18 protein-coding genes are annotated in these 21818 nt (G+C 46.7%); 13 read left to right on the top strand and 5 right to left on the bottom strand.

Features of this window, described 5'->3' with window-relative positions:
- Positions 1-269: 269 nt before the first annotated feature.
- The 4 genes from glyQ (at position 270) to C1S74_RS10950 (ending at position 7052) form a co-directional block, all read left to right on the top strand.
- Complete coding sequence (glyQ, locus tag C1S74_RS10965) at positions 270-1187, top strand: glycine--tRNA ligase subunit alpha (protein ID WP_045401012.1); 918 nt, start codon at positions 270-272, stop codon at positions 1185-1187.
- Between the two features lie 13 nt (positions 1188-1200).
- Positions 1201-3267, top strand: coding sequence for a glycine--tRNA ligase subunit beta (gene glyS, locus C1S74_RS10960; protein WP_045401015.1), 2067 nt, complete (start codon positions 1201-1203; stop codon positions 3265-3267).
- A gap of 217 nt (positions 3268-3484) precedes the next feature.
- Positions 3485-5569, top strand: coding sequence for an alpha-amylase (locus C1S74_RS10955; protein WP_045401017.1), 2085 nt, complete (start codon positions 3485-3487; stop codon positions 5567-5569).
- Between the two features lie 229 nt (positions 5570-5798).
- Entirely contained in the window at positions 5799-7052 is a 1254-nt protein-coding gene (locus tag C1S74_RS10950; RefSeq protein WP_045401020.1) for a valine--pyruvate transaminase, read from the top strand.
- Between the two features lie 136 nt (positions 7053-7188).
- Here C1S74_RS10950 and C1S74_RS10945 read toward each other — a convergent pair whose 3' ends face one another.
- The 5 genes from C1S74_RS10945 to dnaA all read right to left on the bottom strand — a co-directional run bounded on the left by C1S74_RS10945 (position 7189) and on the right by dnaA (position 14186).
- Positions 7189-7626, bottom strand: coding sequence for an Hsp20 family protein (locus C1S74_RS10945; RefSeq protein ID WP_045401021.1), 438 nt, complete (start codon positions 7624-7626; stop codon positions 7189-7191).
- 469 nt (positions 7627-8095) lie between these two features.
- Positions 8096-10513, bottom strand: coding sequence for a DNA topoisomerase (ATP-hydrolyzing) subunit B (gyrB, locus tag C1S74_RS10940; protein ID WP_038875180.1), 2418 nt, complete (start codon positions 10511-10513; stop codon positions 8096-8098).
- 13 nt (positions 10514-10526) lie between these two features.
- On the bottom strand, positions 10527-11606 hold the full coding sequence (gene recF, locus C1S74_RS10935; protein WP_038870208.1) for a DNA replication/repair protein RecF: 1080 nt from the start codon (positions 11604-11606) through the stop codon (positions 10527-10529).
- 9 nt (positions 11607-11615) lie between these two features.
- Positions 11616-12716, bottom strand: coding sequence for a DNA polymerase III subunit beta (dnaN, locus tag C1S74_RS10930; RefSeq protein ID WP_045401023.1), 1101 nt, complete (start codon positions 12714-12716; stop codon positions 11616-11618).
- Between the two features lie 63 nt (positions 12717-12779).
- Complete coding sequence (gene dnaA, locus C1S74_RS10925) at positions 12780-14186, bottom strand: chromosomal replication initiator protein DnaA (protein WP_038870205.1); 1407 nt, start codon at positions 14184-14186, stop codon at positions 12780-12782.
- A 430-nt stretch (positions 14187-14616) separates the two neighbouring features.
- Between dnaA and C1S74_RS10915 the strand changes: the two genes are divergently transcribed.
- The 9 genes from C1S74_RS10915 (at position 14617) to mioC (ending at position 21518) form a co-directional block, all read left to right on the top strand.
- Positions 14617-15378 (top strand): amino acid ABC transporter substrate-binding protein, encoded by a 762-nt coding sequence (locus C1S74_RS10915; protein ID WP_045401026.1) that lies wholly within the window; start codon positions 14617-14619, stop codon positions 15376-15378.
- A gap of 104 nt (positions 15379-15482) precedes the next feature.
- Entirely contained in the window at positions 15483-16154 is a 672-nt protein-coding gene (locus C1S74_RS10910) for an amino acid ABC transporter permease (protein ID WP_045401029.1), read from the top strand.
- Positions 16151-16888, top strand: coding sequence for an amino acid ABC transporter ATP-binding protein (locus C1S74_RS10905; RefSeq protein WP_045401032.1), 738 nt, complete (start codon positions 16151-16153; stop codon positions 16886-16888). The genes C1S74_RS10910 and C1S74_RS10905 overlap by 4 nt, the downstream gene beginning before the upstream one ends.
- Positions 16889-17130: 242 nt before the next feature.
- The gene (rpmH, locus tag C1S74_RS10900) at positions 17131-17265 is read left to right on the top strand and encodes a 50S ribosomal protein L34 (protein WP_005378825.1); all 135 of its coding nucleotides are present in this window, start codon (positions 17131-17133) and stop codon (positions 17263-17265) included.
- Between the two features lie 46 nt (positions 17266-17311).
- Positions 17312-17635, top strand: a complete 324-nt coding sequence (gene rnpA, locus C1S74_RS10895) for a ribonuclease P protein component (protein WP_009699098.1) — start codon at positions 17312-17314, stop codon at positions 17633-17635.
- Positions 17602-17859, top strand: a complete 258-nt coding sequence (yidD, locus tag C1S74_RS10890) for a membrane protein insertion efficiency factor YidD (protein ID WP_005451046.1) — start codon at positions 17602-17604, stop codon at positions 17857-17859. Before rnpA ends, yidD begins: the two co-directional genes overlap by 34 nt.
- Positions 17860-17861: 2 nt before the next feature.
- Positions 17862-19484, top strand: a complete 1623-nt coding sequence (gene yidC, locus C1S74_RS10885; RefSeq protein WP_039977916.1) for a membrane protein insertase YidC — start codon at positions 17862-17864, stop codon at positions 19482-19484.
- 132 nt (positions 19485-19616) lie between these two features.
- Entirely contained in the window at positions 19617-20978 is a 1362-nt protein-coding gene (gene mnmE / locus C1S74_RS10880) for a tRNA uridine-5-carboxymethylaminomethyl(34) synthesis GTPase MnmE (protein ID WP_045401036.1), read from the top strand.
- A gap of 99 nt (positions 20979-21077) precedes the next feature.
- Positions 21078-21518 (top strand): FMN-binding protein MioC, encoded by a 441-nt coding sequence (gene mioC, locus C1S74_RS10875; protein WP_045401038.1) that lies wholly within the window; start codon positions 21078-21080, stop codon positions 21516-21518.
- Positions 21519-21818: the final 300 nt, after the last annotated feature.

The raw sequence follows: 21818 nt of genomic DNA, 5'->3' as shown, positions 1-21818 counted from the left end.
AGCCATGTTTCCCCATCACCTCAAGAGTGAAAGACAGCGAAAACTCCCTTTTAGGAAAAATTCAGCAGATAACGCGGTAAAAATCCATTAAAGGAGAAAATTGCCCACGAATTAATCAAGATTAGCTCTACTCCCATGCTCAATATCTGGGTATACTTGATTGTTAATTTATTCAACCGTAATTACTTTGAATCGCCATTGTTGAGGCAAGAAAACCCAACAAAAGAGACGAATTCACGAGTAATAAGAGAATCGCGCGAACCTGACTTATGCAAAAATACGATATCAAAACCTTCCAGGGAATGATCCTCGCGCTGCAGGATTATTGGGCTCAGAATGGTTGTACCATTGTTCAACCACTAGATATGGAAGTTGGTGCGGGTACCTCTCACCCAATGACCTGTCTACGAGCACTTGGCCCAGAGCCAATGTCTACAGCTTACGTACAACCTTCACGTCGTCCTACTGATGGCCGTTATGGTGAAAACCCTAACCGTCTTCAGCACTACTACCAATTCCAAGTAGCGCTAAAACCATCGCCAGACAATATCCAAGAGTTGTACCTAGGTTCTCTAGAGGTTCTTGGTGTCGACCCACTTGTTCACGACATCCGTTTCGTAGAAGACAACTGGGAAAACCCAACACTAGGCGCTTGGGGTCTAGGCTGGGAAGTTTGGCTAAACGGCATGGAAGTAACTCAGTTTACTTACTTCCAGCAAGTTGGCGGCCTTGAGTGTAAGCCAGTAACTGGTGAGATCACTTACGGTATCGAACGTCTAGCAATGTACATCCAAGAAGTAGACTCTGTTTACGATCTAGTTTGGAACATCGCACCGGACGGCAGTGCCGTGACTTACGGTGATATCTTCCACCAAAACGAAGTAGAGCAATCAACTTACAACTTCGAGCACGCAGACGTTGAATTCCTATTTGGTTTCTTCGAACAGTGTGAGAAAGAGTGTAAAGAGCTGCTTAAGCTTGAAAAGCCACTGCCACTACCTGCTTACGAACGCATTCTAAAAGCTGGTCACGCATTCAACCTACTAGACGCACGTAAAGCGATCTCAGTAACTGAACGCCAACGTTACATCCTACGCATCCGCAACCTGACTAAAGCAGTTGCAGAAGCATACTACGCATCGCGTGAAGCTCTTGGCTTCCCAATGTGTAAGAAAGAACAAGCGTAAGGGGTAGAGTAGCATGGCAAAAGAATTTCTAATCGAGCTAGGTACAGAAGAGCTACCACCAACGCAACTTCGCACTCTAGCTGAAGCATTCGCAGCAAACTTCGAAGCAGAACTAAAAGGCGCTGAGCTTGCTCACGAAGGCGTGAAATGGTTCGCGGCACCTCGTCGTCTTGCACTAAAAGTAGCAGCACTAGCAGACAGCCAGTCTGACAAAGTTGTTGAAAAACGTGGCCCTGCGGTTTCTGCAGCGTTTGACGCGGAAGGCAACCCAACAAAAGCAGCTCAAGGCTGGGCACGCGGTTGTGGCATCACGGTTGACCAAGCGGATCGCATGGTTACAGACAAAGGTGAATGGCTACTGTTCAAACAAGAAGTGAAAGGTCAGCCAACGTCTGAGATCGTAGTTGAACTTGCAGCGAAAGCACTAGCAAACCTACCTATCGCAAAACCAATGCGCTGGGGTAACAAAACGACTCAATTTATCCGTCCAGTTAAGACGCTAACCATGCTAATGGGCAGCGACCTAATCGAAGGCGAGATCCTTGGTGTCGCTTCTGACCGCACTATCCGTGGTCACCGCTTCATGGGTGAGCAAGAGTTCACTATCGATTCTGCTGAGCAGTACCCTGCGATCCTAGAAGAGCGCGGTAAAGTAATGGCAGATTACGAAGCGCGTAAAGCAATCATCCTAGCTGACGCACAAAAAGCGGCGGCAGCGGTTGGCGGTAACGCTGACCTAGAAGATGACCTAGTAGAAGAAGTAACGTCTCTGGTTGAATGGCCAGTGGTACTAACAGCGAAGTTTGAAGAAGAGTTCCTAAAAGTGCCTTCTGAAGCGTTGGTTTACACCATGAAAGGTGACCAGAAGTACTTCCCTGTTTATGACGAAAACAAGAAGCTACTACCTAACTTCATCTTCGTATCAAACATCGAATCAAAAGAACCTCGTTACGTAATCGAAGGTAACGAGAAAGTGGTTCGCCCTCGTCTTGCTGACGCAGAATTCTTCTTCAACACAGACCGTAAGCGTCCGCTTATCGACCGTCTGCCTGAACTAGAGCAAGCGATCTTCCAAAAGCAACTGGGTACTATCAAAGACAAAACAGACCGCATCACAGAACTTGCTGGCTACATTGCAGAGCAAATCGGTGCTGACGTTGAGAAATCAAAGCGTGCTGGTCTACTAGCAAAATGTGACCTAATGACCTCAATGGTATTCGAATTTACGGATACTCAAGGAGTCATGGGCATGCACTACGCTCGTCACGACGGTGAAGCAGAAGAAGTTGCAGTAGCACTGAACGAGCAATACATGCCTCGTTTCGCTGGTGATGAACTGCCATCTAACGGCGTTTCAACTGCAGTTGCAATGGCAGACAAGCTAGACACTATCGTAGGTATCTTCGGTATCGGTCAAGCGCCTAAAGGCAGCGACCCATTCGCACTACGCCGCGCATCTCTAGGTGTACTACGTATCATCGTTGAATACGGCTACAACCTAGATCTTGTAGACCTAGTAGCGAAAGCGAAGTCACTGTTTGGCGACCGTCTAACCAACGACAACGTTGAACAAGACGTTATCGAGTTCATGCTTGGTCGTTTCCGTGCTTGGTACCAAGACGAAGGCTTCAGCGTAGACATCATTCAAGCGGTTCTAGCTCGTCGTCCGACTAAGCCAGCAGACTTCGACCAACGAGTTAAAGCGGTTTCTCACTTCCGTGAACTAGAAGCAGCAGAGTCTCTAGCAGCAGCGAACAAGCGTGTAGGTAACATCCTAGCGAAATTCGACGGCGAACTAGCAGCAGACATCGACCTAGCACTTCTACAAGAAGACGCAGATAAAGCACTAGCAGAAAGCGTTGAAGTAATGACAGAAGCACTAGAGCCAGCGTTTGCAACGGGTAACTACCAAGAAGCACTAAGCAAGCTAGCTGACCTACGTGAACCAGTTGATGCGTTCTTTGATAACGTAATGGTAATGGCAGACGACGAAGCACTTAAGAAGAACCGTCTAACACTACTAAGCAACCTGCGTAACCTGTTCCTACAGATCGCAGACATTTCTTTGCTTCAAAAGTAATTCGTTACTCTTCGAAGTGATTAAGAGATAAGGAAAAGGGAAGCGTCTGCTTCCCTTTTTTGTTGCCTTCAAACTGATGACGGCGACGCTTATTATTCGTTTTGTGAACAAGACTAAAATTTGTAGGGTGAGACGCGTTTAACTTGTTGGTGTAGAGCTCGGATTGTAGAGGCACAGTTTTGCTATAACTGGACTGTTTATTCGGGGGAAGGACACAATGAAAAAAACAATTCTCGCACTCTCTATCGGTCTACTGAGCGCCTGCAGCCAGATTCCAGAAAATGCCATCGTATTAAGCGTTGGTGATGATACCGCTGTTTTTGAGGAAAACTCGCAAGGCTTACTTGTCGCCGAGCAAAAACTCGAAAAAGGCAGTCATACCTTTACCATTGCTGACAGCAAGCAAAGCTGTGGCAGTAGCTTTGCTCTAGCAGAAGAAGATCGCATTAAATTCAATCGTCCATTAAAAATGGATAACTGCGCCACTGATGCACAAATGCCGCTGCGCATCTTCAAAGCCAATACCTATCAATTTACGCTCAATCCAACCACCAACGAGCTAACGGTAAAAATCAAACCAAAGCAGAGTCAGGACGTCACCTACTCTTGCCCTGTTGCAACTGACGCGCCAAAAACCATCAACGTTGCTCAAACCTTTAATGATGGCACTGTCGTTCGTGATGCCTTAACCGGACAAGAAGCCACAGTCGCCAATGGCAGCGTCACCATGCAGCCGGGTCCTATGAGCCAAGGTCTATTACTGCTAGAAGAAGTTGAACAGCAAGCCGATAAACCATTCAGCTGGGACAACGCGACGGTGTACTTCGTCATGACTGACCGCTTCTATAACGGCAACCCAGACAACGACAACAGCTACGGTCGCAGCAAAGACGGTAAATACGAGATTGGTACCTTCCACGGTGGTGACTTAGCGGGTCTGACGAAAAAACTCGATTACATCGAATCACTTGGTGTGAATGCTATCTGGATAACCTCACCACTGGAACAGATCCATGGCTGGGTTGGTGGCGGCGATAAAGGCGACTTTAAGCACTACGGCTATCACGGCTACTACCATCAAGACTGGACCAAGCTTGATGCCAACATGGGTACCGAAGATGAACTCAGAACCTTCGTCGATACCGCCCACAAGAAAGGCATCCGCGTGATTTGGGATGTAGTCATGAACCACACTGGCTACGCAACATTAGCAGACATGCAGGAGTTTGGATTTGGTCAGCTTTACCTTGATGACCAAGAAGCCAAAGAAGTCCTTGGTGAAAAATGGACCGACTGGCAGCCAAAATCAGGACAAAGCTGGCACAGCTTCAACGACTACATCAAATACGGTGATAGCGAAGCGTGGGATAAATGGTGGGGCAAAGATTGGATCCGCACCGACATTGGTGACTACGATGCTCCGGGCTACAACGACATCACCATGTCTTTGAACTACCTACCGGATCTAAAAACCGAATCGACTCAGAAAACCGGATTACCAAACTTCTTCCGCAATAAAGACACCAATGCGCAAGATGAGTTGCAAACCCCGAGTGAACATCTGATTACGTGGTTATCCGATTGGGTGCGCGACTACGGCATTGATGGCTTCCGCGTCGACACTGCCAAACACGTTGAAATGGAAGCGTGGGCAGAGTTGAAAGCCAGCACCACTCAGGCGCTTGCCCAGTGGAAGCAAAACAACCCAGATAAAGCCTTGGATGATCTACCTTTCTGGATGACGGGTGAAGTGTGGGCACACAGCGTAGTGAAGAGCCCGTATTTCGATAACGGCTTCGATTCCATCATCAACTTCGAGTTCCAATCTGATGTGGCACCAAAAGCGCTGAAGTGTTTCGCTCAACTTGATAATGATTACCGCCGCTATGCAGAGCGCATCAATACCGACCCTGAGTTCAACGTGTTGAGCTACCTGTCTTCACACGATACACAGCTGTTTTGGTCAGCGCGCAGCCGCAGCTTTGATGACCAAGCACGTGCCGCGAATGCACTGATGCTGGCTCCGGGTGCAGTACAGATCTATTACGGTGATGAGATAGCTCGTGATTTTGGCATTACTGGTTCAGACGCCCACCAAGGCACACGCTCAGATATGCCATGGGATAAGATTCATGGCGAGCGAGAAGATCTACTGCAACATTGGCAAAAGTTGGGTGAATTCCGTAAACGCCACCCAGCAGTTGCTCAAGGTAAGCACATCACTCGCAACCAAGAAGGTTACTACGCGTTCGAACGCCAATACCAAGACGACAAGGTGCTGATTGTTTACACCGGTGAGTAACTCACACTCTATCCACCAGCAAGGGAAGCATAAGCTTCCCTTTTTTATTGCTCTTTTTGCCTTTTTATCTCGTACCTCTGGTTTGATGACACACTTTTTTCTTTTTCGGCTCAATTCACACTTTGCGTCGTATAGACATTGAGGTAAGGTCAAGGATTATCCTATTGACCAGTCAAAGGCTGGCGTTAAGACACATAAAGCAATCACAATGAATTAGGTATAACGACAAATGCAGTTCTCAAAGTTTGGTGAAAAATTTAATCAGTATTCAGGTATCACGCAGTTAATGGACGATTTAAATGATGGTCTGCGCACACCAGGTGCCATCATGCTCGGTGGAGGTAACCCAGCCGCCATTCCTGCCATGCTCGATTACTTTCGCCAAGCCAGTGAGGAAATGCTCGCCAGTGGAAAGCTCGTCGCCGCCCTCGCCAACTATGATGGCCCGCAGGGCAAAGATGCGTTCGTTAAAGCGCTGGCTCAGTTATTCCGTGAAACTTACGGCTGGGATATTTCAGAGAAGAACATCAGCCTAACTAACGGCAGCCAAAGTGGCTTTTTCTACTTATTTAACTTGTTGGCAGGTAAACAGCCAGACGGCTCACACAAGAAAGTGCTACTGCCTATCGCGCCTGAGTACATCGGTTATGGTGATGCAGGCATTGATGAAGATATCTTTGTCTCTTATCACCCAGAGATAGAGCTGTTAGATAACGGTCTGTTTAAATACCACGTCGATTTTGAGCAGCTCACGGTCGATGACTCTGTTGCGGCAATCTGCGCGTCTCGCCCAACTAATCCAACAGGTAACGTCCTGACAGATGAGGAAGTTCGTAAACTGGACAAGCTAGCACGTGAGAACAACATTCCGCTGATCATCGATAACGCCTACGGTCTGCCTTTCCCGAACATCATTTTTGAAGATGTCGAACCGTTCTGGAATGAAAACACCATCCTATGCATGAGCCTATCTAAGCTTGGTTTGCCGGGCGTGCGTTGTGGGATTGTGATTGCGAGTGAGGAAATCACGCAAGCGTTGACCAATATGAACGGCATCATCAGCCTAGCTCCAGGCAGCGTTGGTCCAGCGTTGGCAAACCACATCATTGGTAAAGGCGATCTGCTTAAACTGAGTTCAGAGGTGATTAAGCCGTTCTACAAGCAGAAGTCACAACGAGCGGTTGAACTACTACAAGAAGCGATTACCGATGAGCGCTTCCGTATCCACAAACCAGAGGGCGCTATATTCTTGTGGCTATGGTTCGATGAACTGCCAATTACGACAATGGAACTGTACCAACGCTTGAAAGCGCGTGGGGTTTTGATTGTTCCGGGAGAATACTTCTTTATTGGTCAGAAAGACGAGTGGGATCATGCACACCAATGCTTGCGTATGAACTACGTTCAAGGCGATGAGATGATGCAAAAAGGCATTGCGATTATTGCAGAAGAAGTGGAAAAGGCTTACCGCGAAGGTAAATAGACCGATTGAACTCAGCCGCTTCTCTTTGAAATAGCGGCTTTTAAAACCCCAAACTAAAAAGAGCGCCCTTTTCCGTAATGGAAGGCGCTCTTTCTCATTCTATAACCGTGTGGTTAACTGAAATGTCTTTAGCTGATTAGCTTTTTTCAATCAGGTTGTTACCACCGATAGCAATCTTACGCGGTTGCATCGCTTCTGGAATTTCACGAACTAAATCAACATGAAGCAGACCGTTTTCCATTGATGCACCGACAACTTTTACGTAATCCGCGAGTTGGAATTTACGTTCAAAATCGCGTTCTGCAATGCCTTGGTAAACGTAGTTTTTACCTTCTTCGGCTTTACGCTCGCCCTTCACGATCAACATGTTTTCGTTTTGAGTCAAATCGAGTTGATCTTCAGCAAAACCAGCGACTGCCATAGTAATACGGTAGTTGTGCTCGTCTTTTTGCTCGATGTTGTATGGAGGGTAACCGCCAGAAGTGTTCTTCGCAGAGCTTGCTTCCATCAGGTTAAACAGACGGTCAAAGCCAATTGCATTACGGTATAGTGGTGAGAAATCTACATTACGCATAATCTATCCTCTTTTAAGCAATAGTCTTAGCCCAGATGAAGGTCATCCACGTGGCGCATTTATGCAAGAAAACGCCGAGCTAAGGGATCCGATGATTCATTCCTCTGACCTACTCTTTAGGTGCGGGGACATGATGTCGAATCTAGGGTCAAGTTGTGTGCTAATACTGAGTATCCTCTCCTGAGCGATCTCGTTTAGCGATTCCAGAGGCGCTGTTCTTCTCTTGTTGAGCAAGTTAGACATCCCTCTTCATAACTAGATATAAGGTCGAAAAATGGGCTTTCAAGGGCTACGATGAAAATATTTTTAGCTCCCCGACTCGGTCGTTCCTCCCTCTCGAAGCGTTCCCATATTCATAGGGCGCAGCCGTTCTCGTATCTCGACTCTTTTATCTCGTTTCTACCCCCATAAAAAAACGCCACCTCTTGCGAGATGGCGTTTTTAGTATGAGTTGACTGAGTCTGTAAGACTACACGTCTAGGTTTGCTACTTTAAGCGCGTTCTCTTCGATGAAGTTACGACGCGGCTCAACTTGGTCACCCATTAGCGTTGTGAACAATTGGTCTGCGCCTACCGCATCTTCAATGGTTACTTGCATCATACGACGTGTCTCAGGGTCCATTGTGGTTTCCCAAAGCTGATCTGGGTTCATCTCACCTAGACCTTTGTAGCGCTGTAGACTTAGACCACGACGCGACTCTTTGATTAACCACTCAAGTGCAGATGCAAAGCTTGTTACAGGCTGAGTACGCTCGCCACGTTTGATGTAAGCGCCTTCCTCAATCAGGCCATCTAGTGCTTCAGAAAGCTCAGCTAGCTTGTTGTACTCTTTCGAGTTCAATAGGTCGATGCTTAGTGCGTAGTCATGCGTCACACCGTGAGTACGTACGATAATCTTAGGTAGGTTTAGACCTAGCTCTTCGTGTTGCTCAACTTCGAAGCTGTATTGGCTTGCGCCCACTTCTTTCGCGTTTAGCTGTTCAACTAGCTGTTTTGTCCACGCTTCTACTGCTGCAGCATCGTGGCATTGCTCTGCCGTTAGGCGCGGCGTGTAGATTAGCTCATGAACTAGCGCGCTTGGGTAACGACGGCTCATGCGATCCGCCAGTTTGATACCAGCGTTGTATTGCTGAACTAGCTTCTCTAGCGCTTCGCCTGCCAATGCTGGCGCTTCTGCGTTTACGTGTAGAGATGCGTTATCAAGTGCCAAAGCCACTTGGTATTGGTTCATCGCGTCTTCGTCTTTGATGTACTGCTCTTGTTTGCCTTTTTTCACTTTGTAAAGTGGTGGCTGAGCGATGTACACGTAGCCACGCTCGATAAGCTCTGGCATTTGACGGTAGAAGAAGGTCAACAGTAGCGTACGGATGTGCGAACCATCGACGTCAGCATCGGTCATGATGATGATGTTGTGGTAACGCAGTTTGTCCGGGTTGTACTCGTCACGACCGATACCACAGCCTAGTGCCGTGATCAGCGTTGCTACTTCTTGAGAAGAAAGCATCTTGTCGAAACGCGCTTTTTCTACGTTAAGAATCTTACCTTTTAGCGGTAGGATTGCTTGGTTCTTACGGTTACGGCCTTGTTTTGCGGAGCCGCCTGCCGAATCACCCTCCACTATGTATAGTTCAGAGAGTGCTGGATCTTTTTCCTGACAGTCTGCAAGTTTGCCTGGCAGACCAGCTAGGTCTAGCGCGCCTTTACGACGAGTCATTTCACGAGCTTTACGCGCTGCTTCACGAGCACGAGCAGCATCGATGATTTTAGAACAAACCATCTTAGCTTCTGTCGGGTTCTCGATCAGGAACTCAGACAGTTTCTCACCCATTGCTGATTCAACCGCTGATTTAACTTCAGAAGAAACCAGTTTGTCTTTAGTTTGGCTAGAGAACTTAGGATCTGGCACTTTAACCGAAACAACTGCAGTTAGACCTTCACGAGCATCATCACCCGACGTTGCTGTTTTCGCTTTCTTAGAGAAACCCTCTTTATCCATAAAGGTATTCAGCGTACGCGTTAACGCAGCACGGAAACCAGCAAGGTGAGTACCACCATCGCGTTGCGGGATGTTGTTAGTGAAACAGTAGATGTTCTCTTGGAAGCCATCGTTCCATTGCATTGCCACTTCTACTGCAATGCCATCTTCACGTTCAAAATCGAAGTGGAAGATTTTCTCGATGATTGGTGTTTTGTTGGTGTTTAGGTGATCAACGAACGCTTGAATACCACCTTCAAACATGAAGTGGTCACTCTTGTCTGCTTCACGCTCATCAACCAGCTTGATAGAAACACCAGAGTTTAGGAAAGAAAGCTCACGTAGACGTTTTGCTAGGATATCGTAATGGAATTCGATATTTGTGAAGGTTTCAGCACTTGGCCAAAAACGGATTTGTGTACCCGTTTGGTCTGTATCGCCCACAACCGCTAGTGGCGCTTGAGGTTCACCATGGTGGTAAGTTTGCGTATGGATATGACCGCCACGATGGATAGTCAGTACTACTTTTTCAGACAGTGCGTTTACTACTGAAACACCTACGCCGTGAAGACCGCCCGATACTTTGTATGAGTTATCGTCGAACTTACCACCAGCGTGAAGTACCGTCATGATAACTTCTGCTGCTGATACTTTTTCTTCTGGGTGCAATTCTGTTGGAATGCCACGACCATCATCCGTAACTGAAACCGAGTTATCCTCATGAATTGTCACAACGATGTCTTTACAGTGACCTGCCAACGCTTCATCAATTGAGTTATCCACCACCTCAAAGACCATGTGGTGAAGACCGGTGCCATCGTCCGTGTCGCCAATGTACATACCTGGACGCTTACGAACCGCATCCAGACCCTTTAGTACCTTAATACTCGATGAATCGTAATTTTCAGACATGAGTTTCTCTCTTCTAGTTTGACTCTATCCTGCCATGTTCCACATGAAACAATTTGCCCGTATCGTCCAACATATCGGCGATTTGGCTATCAGTGATAGAGCTTACAAATACTTGTGCGCCCGTCTCTTTTAAGCAGTCAGCAAGACGCTTGCGACGTTGGCTGTCTAATTCCGACGCAAAGTCGTCAATTAGGTAAATACATTGTTTTCCGGTCATCTCGGTAAGATGTTGTCCCTGCGCTACACGCAATGCACACACCATGAGTTTTAACTGACCGCGTGAAAGAACATCTTCTACTGGTGTTCCATTCACTTTAATTCGCAAATCAGCCTTATTCGGGCCACTAAAGGTGTACCCCAATGACTGATCACGCTCGAAATTCTTTTCTAGTATCTCATGATAGGGTGTGTCTTTATCCCATCCACGATAATACTTTAATTGGATCTCAAATTCTGGCAAAAATGTCTGGCAGATGGTTTCCGCTACGGTTTTCATCTGTTCGATGTAATGCGCACGCCATTGGCTGATATTTTCAGCCAACCTAGCCATCTCTTGATCCCAATAACTGAGCTCTCGATAACTGTTAGCGGTTTTTAACAGTGCATTACGTTGCTTGTTGAGACGTTTAAATCGCCCCCACGCATCATAAAAAGCGGGTTCCGTATGAAACACACCCCAATCGATGAATGCACGGCGATGTTTAGGTCCATCCGTAAGGAGATCAAACCCTTCTGGATGTATCAACTGCAACGGCAGAACTTGTGCAAGCTGCGCCAGTTTTTGCCCAGATTGACCGCCTATTTTAACCTCTGTTGAGCCATCACGCTGCTTATTAATGCCGATAGGTAGCTCAAATTGATCCGAGTTCAAAAAACGACCATGAACAAACAGTTCATCACACTCATTTTGGATGATTCGTCCGGTCAACGAGCTCTTGAAAGAGCGTCCGTGTCCGAGCAAATAAATCGCTTCTAAGACACTGGTTTTACCGCTGCCGTTCGGTCCAATAAGAAAGTTAAAGCCTGTCGATAAATGAATATCACAGGCTTTAATGTTTCGAAATTGCTGAATGATAAGGCGAGAAAGTGGCATTCAGATGGCTTATAGACGAATTGGCATTACCACATACATGGCACTGTCGTCGTCTGCGTTTTCAATCAACGCACTGGCGTTGGCATCCGACATCGACACACGCACTTTTTCACAGCGCAATGTATTAAGCACATCCAGCACGTAGCTTACGTTGAAGCCGATTTCGATCGCGTCACCTTCAAAGGTTACGTCCAGCATCTCTTCTGCTTCTTCTTGCTCTGGGTTGTTCGCCGTAATGCGCATTTCGCTACCAGCAAGGTTCACGCGAACACCACGGAATTTTTCATTAGAAAGAATGGCAGCGCGAGAAAACGCTTGGCGTAATTCATCACAGCTTGCTTCTAATGTTTTATTGGTACTTTGCGGCATTACGCGGCGATAATCTGGGAAACGGCCATCAACGAGCTTAGAAGTAAAAATGAAGTTGTTCACTTCTGCACGCACATTTGAACTACCGATTTGTAGTACAACAGGTTGCTCTGGCGCATCCATCAGCTTAACCAGCTCTTGTACGCCTTTACGTGGCACGATGATTTGCTTTTGCGCAAAATCTGCACCCAGTTGTGTTTGAGATACTGCCATACGGTGACCATCAGTCGCTACACTGCGTAGCGTCGTACTGTCGATTTCAAACAGCATGCCGTTTAGGTAATAACGAACGTCTTGGTTCGCCATTGAGAACTGTGTTTTTTCGATCAGTGTACGTAGATCAGACTGAGTCAGTGACACTTCAACTTCACTCTGCCAATCTTCAATGTTCGGAAAATCGTTCGCTGGAAGTGTTGCCAGTGAGAAACGGCTACGACCAGAACGAACTTGTACACGATCGCCTTCCAGCACGAAGGTGATGATAGAGTCATCTGGAAGACCACGGCAGATATCGAGAAACTTACGAGAAGGAACGGTAATGCTGCCCGCTTCAAAATCCCCTTCTAGAGTCACTTTGCTCACCAATTCCACTTCCAAGTCGGTCGCGGTCATGGATAACACATTATCTTCTACTTTCAGCAGTAGGTTACCCAGAATTGGTAGGGTCGGCCGGCCACCTAATGCGCCCGAAACCTGTTGTAGCGGTTTGATTAAATGACTACGTTCAATAGTAAATTTCATGCTTGGCTCTTTACGCTGTCAGCTCAATTAATGATTTGCTTGGAATACTGTCATTCTAACCGATTAAGAAGACAGGGTGCGAATCAAGTTAGAGTAATCTTCTTTAATATCGTGGCTCTCTTCACGCAGCTGCTCAATCTTGCGGCAAGCATGCAGTACCGTGGTGTGGTCACGACCACCAAATGCATCGCCGATTTCCGGCAAGCTGTGGTTGGTCAGCTCTTTTGCTAATGCCATTGCCAACTGGCGAGGACGAGCAACCGAGCGAGAGCGACGTTTAGACAGCAGGTCCGCCACTTTAATTTTGTAGTATTCCGCCACCGTCTTTTGAATGTTGTCGATGGTCACAAGCTTTTCTTGCAGTGCCAACAAGTCACGTAGCGCTTCACGAACGAAATCAATCGTAATTGGACGACCCGTAAAGTTTGCGTTTGCGATAACGCGGTTCAGTGCACCTTCGAGCTCACGAACATTTGAGCGTAGACGCTTAGCAATAAAGAAGGCCACTTCATCCGCTAGGTGGATTTGATGGTCTTCCGCTTTCTTCATCAAGATCGCCACGCGCGTTTCAAGTTCTGGTGGCTCGATCGCAACAGTCAGCCCCCAACCAAAACGAGATTTCAGACGATCTTCTACACCGCTGATCTCTTTTGGATAACGGTCAGACGTTAGAATGATCTGTTGGTTGCCTTCCAATAACGCGTTGAAGGTATGGAAAAATTCTTCCTGTGAACGCTCTTTATTAGCAAAGAATTGGATGTCATCGATAAGAAGTGCATCAACACTGCGGTAGTAACGTTTGAATTCTTCAATCGCGTTGTTTTGCAGTGCTTTTACCATATCTTGCACAAAACGCTCAGAGTGCATGTACACCACTTTTGCGTTTGGATTGTTATCCACAATCGCGTTGCCTACAGCGTGAAGCAAGTGCGTTTTACCTAAACCCGTACCACCATATAGGAAAAGTGGGTTGTAGGCTGCGCCTGGGTTATCTGAAACCTGACGTGCTGCCGCTAAACCAAGTTGGTTCGACTTACCTTCAACGAAATTGTTGAACTTGTGTTTCGGGTTCACGTTTGAGCGGTGGTTGATGTTCGCGATCGCTTGAGCGTCGTCATCCCACGTTTTATGTACAGGTTTACGAGCTTGCAATTGTGCAGGCGCTGAAGACTCAGCAGCTACATCGGCCGGCGTACGTGTCGGTACCGGCTTAGGCGCTGCAACTGGGCGGCTGCCCACTTCAAAGCGCAAGCTAGGGACGTCGTTACCGCAGTATTCTTGCAGTAAACGGTTGATGCTGTTCAGGTACTTGTCACGAACCCAATCCAAAACAAAGCGGTTTGGGGCGAACAGAGTGAGAGTATTGTCATTGAGCTCCGCTTGTAACGGACGAACCCACATGCTGAATTCTGTAGCTGGTAGCTCTTCTTGAAGCTGCTGCAAACATTGCAACCAAAGCGAAGATGACACGGTGCCCCCACTGAGTATTTGAATTATCGGAAAAGACTGGCAATTTTACCTGTTGATAACCAAGATCGCCAGCAATTGATCGACGATCCAGTGAATAAGATCTAAGTTATTCACAATTATTTAGCTGAACATAGAGAGATCAACACATCTTGCCCCAAGATTGCCCACACAACGATCCACATTTGGGCAAAATCCGTCAGATCCAGTAATTGGTGATAACTCTGTGTATGAATTTTCCGTCACCGTTGTTTTTTGATCGCCACTCCTGCTCTTTTCGATCGTTTTTTCATCATTTATTGCTAATTTTTGCCTACTCTCTATACCAAATACGATCTTATTACTCTCAGGACTAGGTTATTGCACTTGGTTATTTATTTAATTGAGCTAACTGACAGTAGTATTTCCAACCATAAAAGTATGGAGATGTATTATGAAAAACTGGATTAAGGTTGCCGTTGCAGCCATCGCTTTGTCTGCTGCGACTGTTCAAGCAGCTGTCGACACTGCCGCTACTGAAGTAAAAGTAGGCATGTCTGGCCGCTACTTCCCATTCACCTTTGTGAAGCAAGATAAGCTGCAAGGCTTCGAAGTGGATATGTGGGATGAAGTCGGTAAACGTAACGACTACAAGATCGAATACGTCACAGCGAACTTTTCTGGTTTGTTTGGCCTGCTAGAAACAGGTCGTATTGATACCATCTCGAACCAAATCACCATGACAGACGCACGTAAAGCGAAATACCTATTTGCTGACCCATACGTGGTAGATGGCGCTCAAATCACGGTACGTAAAGGCAACGACAGCATCCAAGACGTGGAAGACCTAGCAGGCAAAACGGTTGCAGTTAACCTAGGCTCTAACTTTGAGCAGTTGCTTCGCAGTTACGACAAAGACGGCAAGATCAACATCAAGACTTACGATACGGGTATTGAACATGATGTGGCGCTAGGTCGTGCTGATGCCTTTATCATGGACCGTTTGTCTGCACTAGAACTGATTAAGAAAACAGGTCTACCGCTGCAACTGGCAGGTGAACCATTTGAAACCATCGAAAACGCTTGGCCATTCGTTGATAACGAAAAAGGTCGTAAGCTACAGGCGGAAGTGAATAAAGCACTTGCAGAAATGCGCGCCGACGGAACAGTAGAGAAGATTTCTGTGAAATGGTTTGGTGCCGACATCACTAAGTAAAACTTTTCTTCTTTTAGGACGCAGAGCTTTATCTCGCGTCTTTTTTAACTCAATGACAAGGTGGGACTTCGTATTCCACCTTTTCTTTTCTCAAGGTAAGTCGTATGGGATTTGATTTTAATTACATGTTGGAACTGCTGCCAATACTGCTCAAGTATCTTGGCACAACCATGGAAATGGCCACATGGGGATTGGTCTTTTCACTGATTTTAGCCATCGTTTTAGCTAATATTCGCGTATTTAAGCTGCCAGTTCTCGATCAATTGAGCCAACTTTACATCAGCTTCTTCCGTGGGACCCCACTTTTAGTTCAACTGTTTTTACTTTACTACGGCTTACCACAAATCTTCCCGATCATGGTCGGTCTTGATGCCTTCTCAGCGGCAGTGATTGGTTTAACACTGCATTTTGCCGCGTATATGGCGGAAAGCATCCGAGCCGCAATCATCGGCATTGATCGTAGCCAAATGGAAGCGAGCTTATCGGTCGGAATGACAACCCCACAAGCCATGCGCCGCGTTATTTTGCCGCAAGCAACCCGAGTTGCATTGCCATCTTTGATGAACTACTTCATCGATATGATTAAGTCGACTTCCCTCGCCTTCACCCTTGGTGTGGCAGAAATCATGGCCAAAGCACAAATGGAAGCGTCATCGAGTTTCCGTTTCTTTGAAGCGTTTCTTGCTGTAGCCCTAATTTACTGGGGGGTGGTTGTGATTCTGACGCGAGTACAAATCTGGGCAGAAGCGAAATTGAATAAGGCGTACGTACGATGATCAAATTAGAAAACATCCACAAACGCTTTGGTGACACTGAAGTGTTAAAAGGCATTGATCTCGATATCCAACAAGGTGAGATCATCGTCATTATAGGGTCCAGCGGTACGGGTAAATCGACTTTGCTGCGCACGGTGAACTTTCTTGAGCAAGCGGATGAAGGTCGCATCACCATCGATGACATTTCCGTCGACACACAAAAGCATACCAAAGCCGAAGTATTAGCCCTGCGACGCCGCACTGGGTTTGTTTTCCAAAACTATGCCTTGTTTGCCCATATGAATGCGCGTCAGAACATTGCAGAGGGCTTGATCACGGTACGCGGTTGGAAGAAAGACGACGCACTTCAGCGTGCTCAAGAGATTCTGGATGACATCGGTCTTGGTGATAAAGGCGAAAGTTATCCAGCGGCATTGTCTGGTGGCCAACAACAACGTGTGGGTATCGGTCGAGCGATGGCACTTCAACCTGAACTGCTGCTGTTTGATGAGCCAACTTCTGCGTTGGATCCTGAATGGGTTGGAGAAGTTCTCTCATTAATGAAGAAGTTAGCTAACCAACATCAGACCATGCTGGTGGTCACACATGAAATGCAATTTGCGAAAGAAGTCGCTGACCGAGTGATCTTTATGGCCGAAGGCAACATTGTCGAGCAAGGTTCTCCACAAGATATCTTCGATAATCCACAAGATCCTCGACTGCAAAAATTCCTTAACCAAGTGGGGATAGAGTAAAGATCAAGCATCAAGATCAATCGATCCTTGAGATTTTACTCACACTACGTATAATCGCTCGGCCGGAATTTCGTACTCATGAGTCATTGACACATTATGTGAGTGTGATTACAATTCCGCCTCTTTGTTGAGAGGCGTCGGTTGCTTCTCTCTATATAAAGAGTTTCTTTATATAAGAAAGCATATTGCCCACGCCGGGTTTAACAAGAACCTAAAACTACTGATCAGTAAAGGTAATTATCATGAAACGCACTTTTCAACCTACAGTTCTAAAGCGCAAGCGTACTCACGGCTTCCGTGCTCGCATGGCAACTAAGAACGGTCGTAAAGTTATCAACGCACGTCGTGCAAAAGGCCGTGCGCGCCTATCAAAATAATCGCTAGTTTATTTTGAACACGTACGCGTTTAATCGGGAGTTACGCTTGTTAACTCCCGAGCATTATCAAAACGTCTTCCAGCAAGCTCATCGAGCTGGCTCGCCTCATTTCACCATCATTGCTCGCAATAACAAACTTTCTCACCCACGATTAGGTTTAGCTGTTCCGAAAAAGCAAATCAAAACTGCTGTCGGTCGAAACCGCTTTAAGCGTTTGGCTCGTGAAAGCTTTCGTAACAATCAACATCAACTTCCAAATAAAGATTTTGTTGTGATTGCCAAGAAAAGCGCGCAAGATTTAAGCAATGAGGAACTATTTAAGTTGTTTGATAAGCTATGGCATCGCCTGTCTCGCCCTTCACGTGGATAGCCATTGGGCTCGTTAATCTGTATCGCTGGTTTATCAGCCCTTTGATTGGTCCTCGTTGCCGGTTCACACCAACTTGTTCTACTTACGCACTAGAAGCTTTGAGAGCTCACGGTTTTGTAAAAGGATGTTGGTTATCAGGCAAACGTCTATTAAAATGCCACCCTTTGAATGAAGGGGGGTATGACCCCGTTCCACCAGTCCAAAAACAAGACAGAGATAACTAACGATGGATTCTCAACGTAATATCCTGCTCATCGCTCTGGCACTGGTTTCTTTCTTGCTATTTCAACAATGGCAAGTAGCAAAGAACCCAGCACCTCAAGCGGTTGAACAGGCTCAATCAAGCAGTACTCTACCTGCACCATCTTTTGCTGACGATCTAGACCCAGTTCCTGGTCAACAGCAAGCTTCTGCAAAAACTATCACAGTAACGACTGATGTTTTAACTCTGTCGATCGACACCGTTGGTGGCGATGTGGTACATGCCGACCTAAACAAATACGCTGCTGAACTTGATTCATCAGACCCTTTCGTTCTGCTTAAAGATACTAAAGGCCACCAGTTCATCGCACAGAGCGGTCTAGTGGGTCCTCAAGGTATTGACCTAAGCAGCACTAACCGTCCTCACTACAACGTGAGCGCAGACAGCTTTACTATGGCTGACGGTCAAGACGAACTGCGTGTTCCAATGACTTTCACTGCGAACGGTATCGAATACACTAAGACTTACGTATTCACACGTGGCAGCTACGCGCTAAACGTAGAATACGATGTAGTGAACAACTCAGGTAACAATGCAACCTTTGGTATGTACGCTCACTTGCGTCAAAACCTAATGGACGCAGGCGGTAGCATCACGATGCCAACTTACCGTGGCGGTGCTTACTCAACTGAAGATGTTCGTTACAAGAAATACAGCTTCGAAGATATGCAGGATCGTAACCTGTCTATCAACCTAGCAGACGGCCAAGGTTGGGCAGCAATGATCCAACACTACTTCGCTGCAGCGTGGATCCCACGTAACGAACCAGGTACAAACCTATACACTCGCGTAATTGGTAACCTTGGCGATATCGGTGTTCGTATGCCGAACAAAACTATCGCAACAGGTGACCAAGCTCAGTTCGAAGCGACGCTATGGGTTGGCCCTAAACTACAAAATGAAATGGCAGCAGTAGCACCAAACCTAGACCTAGTAGTTGACTACGGTTGGTTATGGTTCATCGCTAAACCACTTCACTCACTGCTTGCTTTCATCCAAAGCTTCGTGGGTAACTGGGGTGTGGCAATCATCTGTTTGACCTTCATCGTTCGTGGTGCAATGTACCCACTAACGAAAGCGCAATACACGTCTATGGCGAAAATGCGCATGCTACAGCCTAAACTGCAAGCAATGCGTGAACGTATCGGTGATGACCGTCAGCGTATGAGCCAAGAGATGATGGAACTGTATAAGAAAGAGAAAGTGAACCCACTGGGTGGCTGTTTACCTCTTATCCTACAGATGCCAATCTTCATCGCGCTATACTGGGCACTAATGGAATCGGTTGAGCTACGTCACTCACCATTCTTCGGTTGGATTCATGACCTTTCAGCGCAGGACCCGTACTACATCCTGCCACTTCTGATGGGTGCATCAATGTTCCTAATCCAGAAAATGAGCCCAACGACAGTAACGGATCCAATGCAGCAGAAGATCATGACCTTTATGCCGGTTATGTTCACCTTCTTCTTCTTGTTCTTCCCATCAGGCCTAGTTCTATACTGGTTGGTGTCGAACATCGTTACGCTGATCCAACAAACTTTGATTTACAAAGCGCTGGAGAAAAAAGGCTTACACACCAAGTAACCTTTTAGTAAAAGAATAAGAAAGGCGGCCAAAAGGTCGCCTTTTTGTTTTTGGCTGATTACAATTCAGCTAATTAATGGTTATGGCTCCCTAGGACTTCAAACCCTATAGCCCAGCTCAAAAGGCAAGATTATGACTACAGATACGATTGTCGCTCAAGCAACCGCACCGGGTCGTGGCGGTGTCGGCATTATTCGTGTTTCTGGCCCTAAGGCCAACCAAGTAGCACTAGAGGTAACCGGTAAAACCCTAAAGCCTCGCTACGCAGAATACCTGCCATTTCAATCAGAAAGCGGTTCGGTACTGGACCAAGGCATTGCCCTTTACTTCCCTAACCCACACTCGTTCACAGGCGAAGATGTGTTAGAGATGCAGGGTCACGGTGGCCCTGTGGTAATGGACATGCTGATCAAGCGCATCTTGGGTATTGAGGGCGTTCGTGCTGCACGTCCTGGTGAGTTCTCTGAGCGCGCGTTCCTAAACGATAAGATGGATTTAACCCAAGCAGAGGCAATCGCTGACCTGATTGATGCTAGCTCTGAAGAAGCCGCAAAATCGGCACTTCAGTCGCTACAAGGTCAATTCTCACAGCGTATTCAAACGCTGGTGGAATCTCTTATTCATCTGCGTATCTACGTAGAAGCAGCTATCGACTTTCCTGAAGAAGAAATCGACTTTCTTGCAGATGGTAAAGTGTCTGGAGACTTGCAAGCCATCATCGACAACCTTGATGCCGTGCGTAAAGAAGCTAACCAAGGTGCGATCATGCGCGAGGGCATGAAAGTTGTCATTGCAGGTCGTCCTAATGCGGGTAAATCAAGCCTATTGAATGCGCTGTCAGGTAAAGAGTCCGCCATCGTAACCGATATCGCAGGCACTACTCGTGACGTACTACGAGAGCACATCCATATTGATGGAATGCCACTGCACATCATCGATACTGCTGGTCTGCGTGACGCTTCAGATGAAGTAGAGAAAATCGGTATCGAACGCGCTTGGGACGAAATTGCACAAGCTGACCGTGTGCTTTTCATGGTGGACGGTACAACAACCGACGCCACCGATCCTAAAGACATCTGGCCTGATTTTGTCGATCGCTTGCCGAGCAATATGGGCATGACAGTGATCCGTAATAAAGCGGATCAAACCGGTGAAAGTATGGGGATCTGCCACGTCAATGATCCAACCTTAATCCGCCTATCAGCGAAGACGGGCGCGGGTGTGGATGCTTTACGCACTCACTTAAAAGAGTGCATGGGCTTTTCTGGTAACACTGAAGGTGGCTTTATGGCGCGCCGTCGACACCTAGATGCGCTAGAACGCGCAGCTCAACACCTTCAAATCGGCCAAGAGCAGCTAGAAGGGTACATGGCAGGGGAAATCCTCGCAGAAGAGCTACGCATTACTCAGCAGCACCTCAATGAGATTACCGGTGAGTTTAGCTCTGATGACTTACTCGGCCGAATTTTCTCTTCATTCTGTATCGGCAAATAATAAAATGCGCGGTGTTAGGCTTGAGCTTACCACCGCGTTTCTTTTTGTACTAACGCTCAAGTACCTACGGGCGTTGGTATGACTCAATAAGGAAGACACATGATCCACATTATTACAGGCAGTACTTTAGGTGGCGCGGAATACGTAGGAGATCACTTAAGTGATCTCCTCAACGCAAACGGCTTTGAAACAACGATCCACAACCAACCTGAATTGTCGTCGATCGAAAATCAAGGCACTTGGCTAGTGGTCACTTCAACTCATGGCGCTGGCGAGTATCCGGATAATATTCAACCTTTCATTGCAGCACTACAAAACACGCCACCTAAGATGGCAGACGTGAAGTTCGCCGTCGTTGCTATTGGCGACTCAAGTTACGATACGTTCTGCGCAGCAGGCCAACATGCTTACGATTTGCTGGAAGATATTGGGGCCACCCCACTTACTGATTGCCTTAAGATAGATGTACTCAATCACGACGTACCAGAAGACGCTGCCGAAGTGTGGCTAAACGAAAATCTATCGCGCTTTTCTGCGTAATTTCCCTTTCTCAGAGTCGCATGGCGGCTCTGATTTCCCTCTTTGTGAATAACTCTTCTCGAAAACCTTCGTTCAACCGCTCAAAAAATGCGCAAGCCATCTGTGGATAAGTATACTAAGATCCGGTGACTTTCCTTTAGTTATCCAAATAATAACTTTGATCCATTTTTACCCCTGTGTATAAGTAGCGATTTTGATCTCAGGTAATCCTCGATCAGATCAAATCATGATCACAACTTTTGATCCAAAGAAGATCCATGATCTTGTTGATCATTTTCTACTTATCCACAGAAATGGTCG

Origin of the sequence: Vibrio hyugaensis, assembly GCF_002906655.1 — a bacterium.
GTDB lineage: Bacteria > Pseudomonadota > Gammaproteobacteria > Enterobacterales > Vibrionaceae > Vibrio > Vibrio hyugaensis.
Note: the sequence above shows the minus strand (reverse complement) of the source record. Positions and strands in the feature narration are given on the sequence as shown.

What these genes read in the sequence shown, in the direction of transcription:
- C1S74_RS10950 (WP_045401020.1), top strand. Translation starts at nt 5,799, where the DNA reads ATGCAGTTCTCAAAGTTTGGTGAAAAATTTAATCAGTATTCAGGTATC.
- yidC (WP_039977916.1), top strand. Translation starts at nt 17,862, where the DNA reads ATGGATTCTCAACGTAATATCCTGCTCATCGCTCTGGCACTGGTTTCT.
- C1S74_RS10905 (WP_045401032.1), top strand. Translation starts at nt 16,151, where the DNA reads ATGATCAAATTAGAAAACATCCACAAACGCTTTGGTGACACTGAAGTG.
- gyrB (WP_038875180.1), bottom strand. Translation starts at nt 10,513, where the DNA reads ATGTCTGAAAATTACGATTCATCGAGTATTAAGGTACTAAAGGGTCTG.
- C1S74_RS10955 (WP_045401017.1), top strand. Translation starts at nt 3,485, where the DNA reads ATGAAAAAAACAATTCTCGCACTCTCTATCGGTCTACTGAGCGCCTGC.
- rpmH (WP_005378825.1), top strand. Translation starts at nt 17,131, where the DNA reads ATGAAACGCACTTTTCAACCTACAGTTCTAAAGCGCAAGCGTACTCAC.
- mnmE (WP_045401036.1), top strand. Translation starts at nt 19,617, where the DNA reads ATGACTACAGATACGATTGTCGCTCAAGCAACCGCACCGGGTCGTGGC.
- yidD (WP_005451046.1), top strand. Translation starts at nt 17,602, where the DNA reads ATGGCATCGCCTGTCTCGCCCTTCACGTGGATAGCCATTGGGCTCGTT.
- mioC (WP_045401038.1), top strand. Translation starts at nt 21,078, where the DNA reads ATGATCCACATTATTACAGGCAGTACTTTAGGTGGCGCGGAATACGTA.
- dnaN (WP_045401023.1), bottom strand. Translation starts at nt 12,716, where the DNA reads ATGAAATTTACTATTGAACGTAGTCATTTAATCAAACCGCTACAACAG.
- glyQ (WP_045401012.1), top strand. Translation starts at nt 270, where the DNA reads ATGCAAAAATACGATATCAAAACCTTCCAGGGAATGATCCTCGCGCTG.
- C1S74_RS10910 (WP_045401029.1), top strand. Translation starts at nt 15,483, where the DNA reads ATGGGATTTGATTTTAATTACATGTTGGAACTGCTGCCAATACTGCTC.
- glyS (WP_045401015.1), top strand. Translation starts at nt 1,201, where the DNA reads ATGGCAAAAGAATTTCTAATCGAGCTAGGTACAGAAGAGCTACCACCA.
- recF (WP_038870208.1), bottom strand. Translation starts at nt 11,606, where the DNA reads ATGCCACTTTCTCGCCTTATCATTCAGCAATTTCGAAACATTAAAGCC.
- C1S74_RS10915 (WP_045401026.1), top strand. Translation starts at nt 14,617, where the DNA reads ATGAAAAACTGGATTAAGGTTGCCGTTGCAGCCATCGCTTTGTCTGCT.
- C1S74_RS10945 (WP_045401021.1), bottom strand. Translation starts at nt 7,626, where the DNA reads ATGCGTAATGTAGATTTCTCACCACTATACCGTAATGCAATTGGCTTT.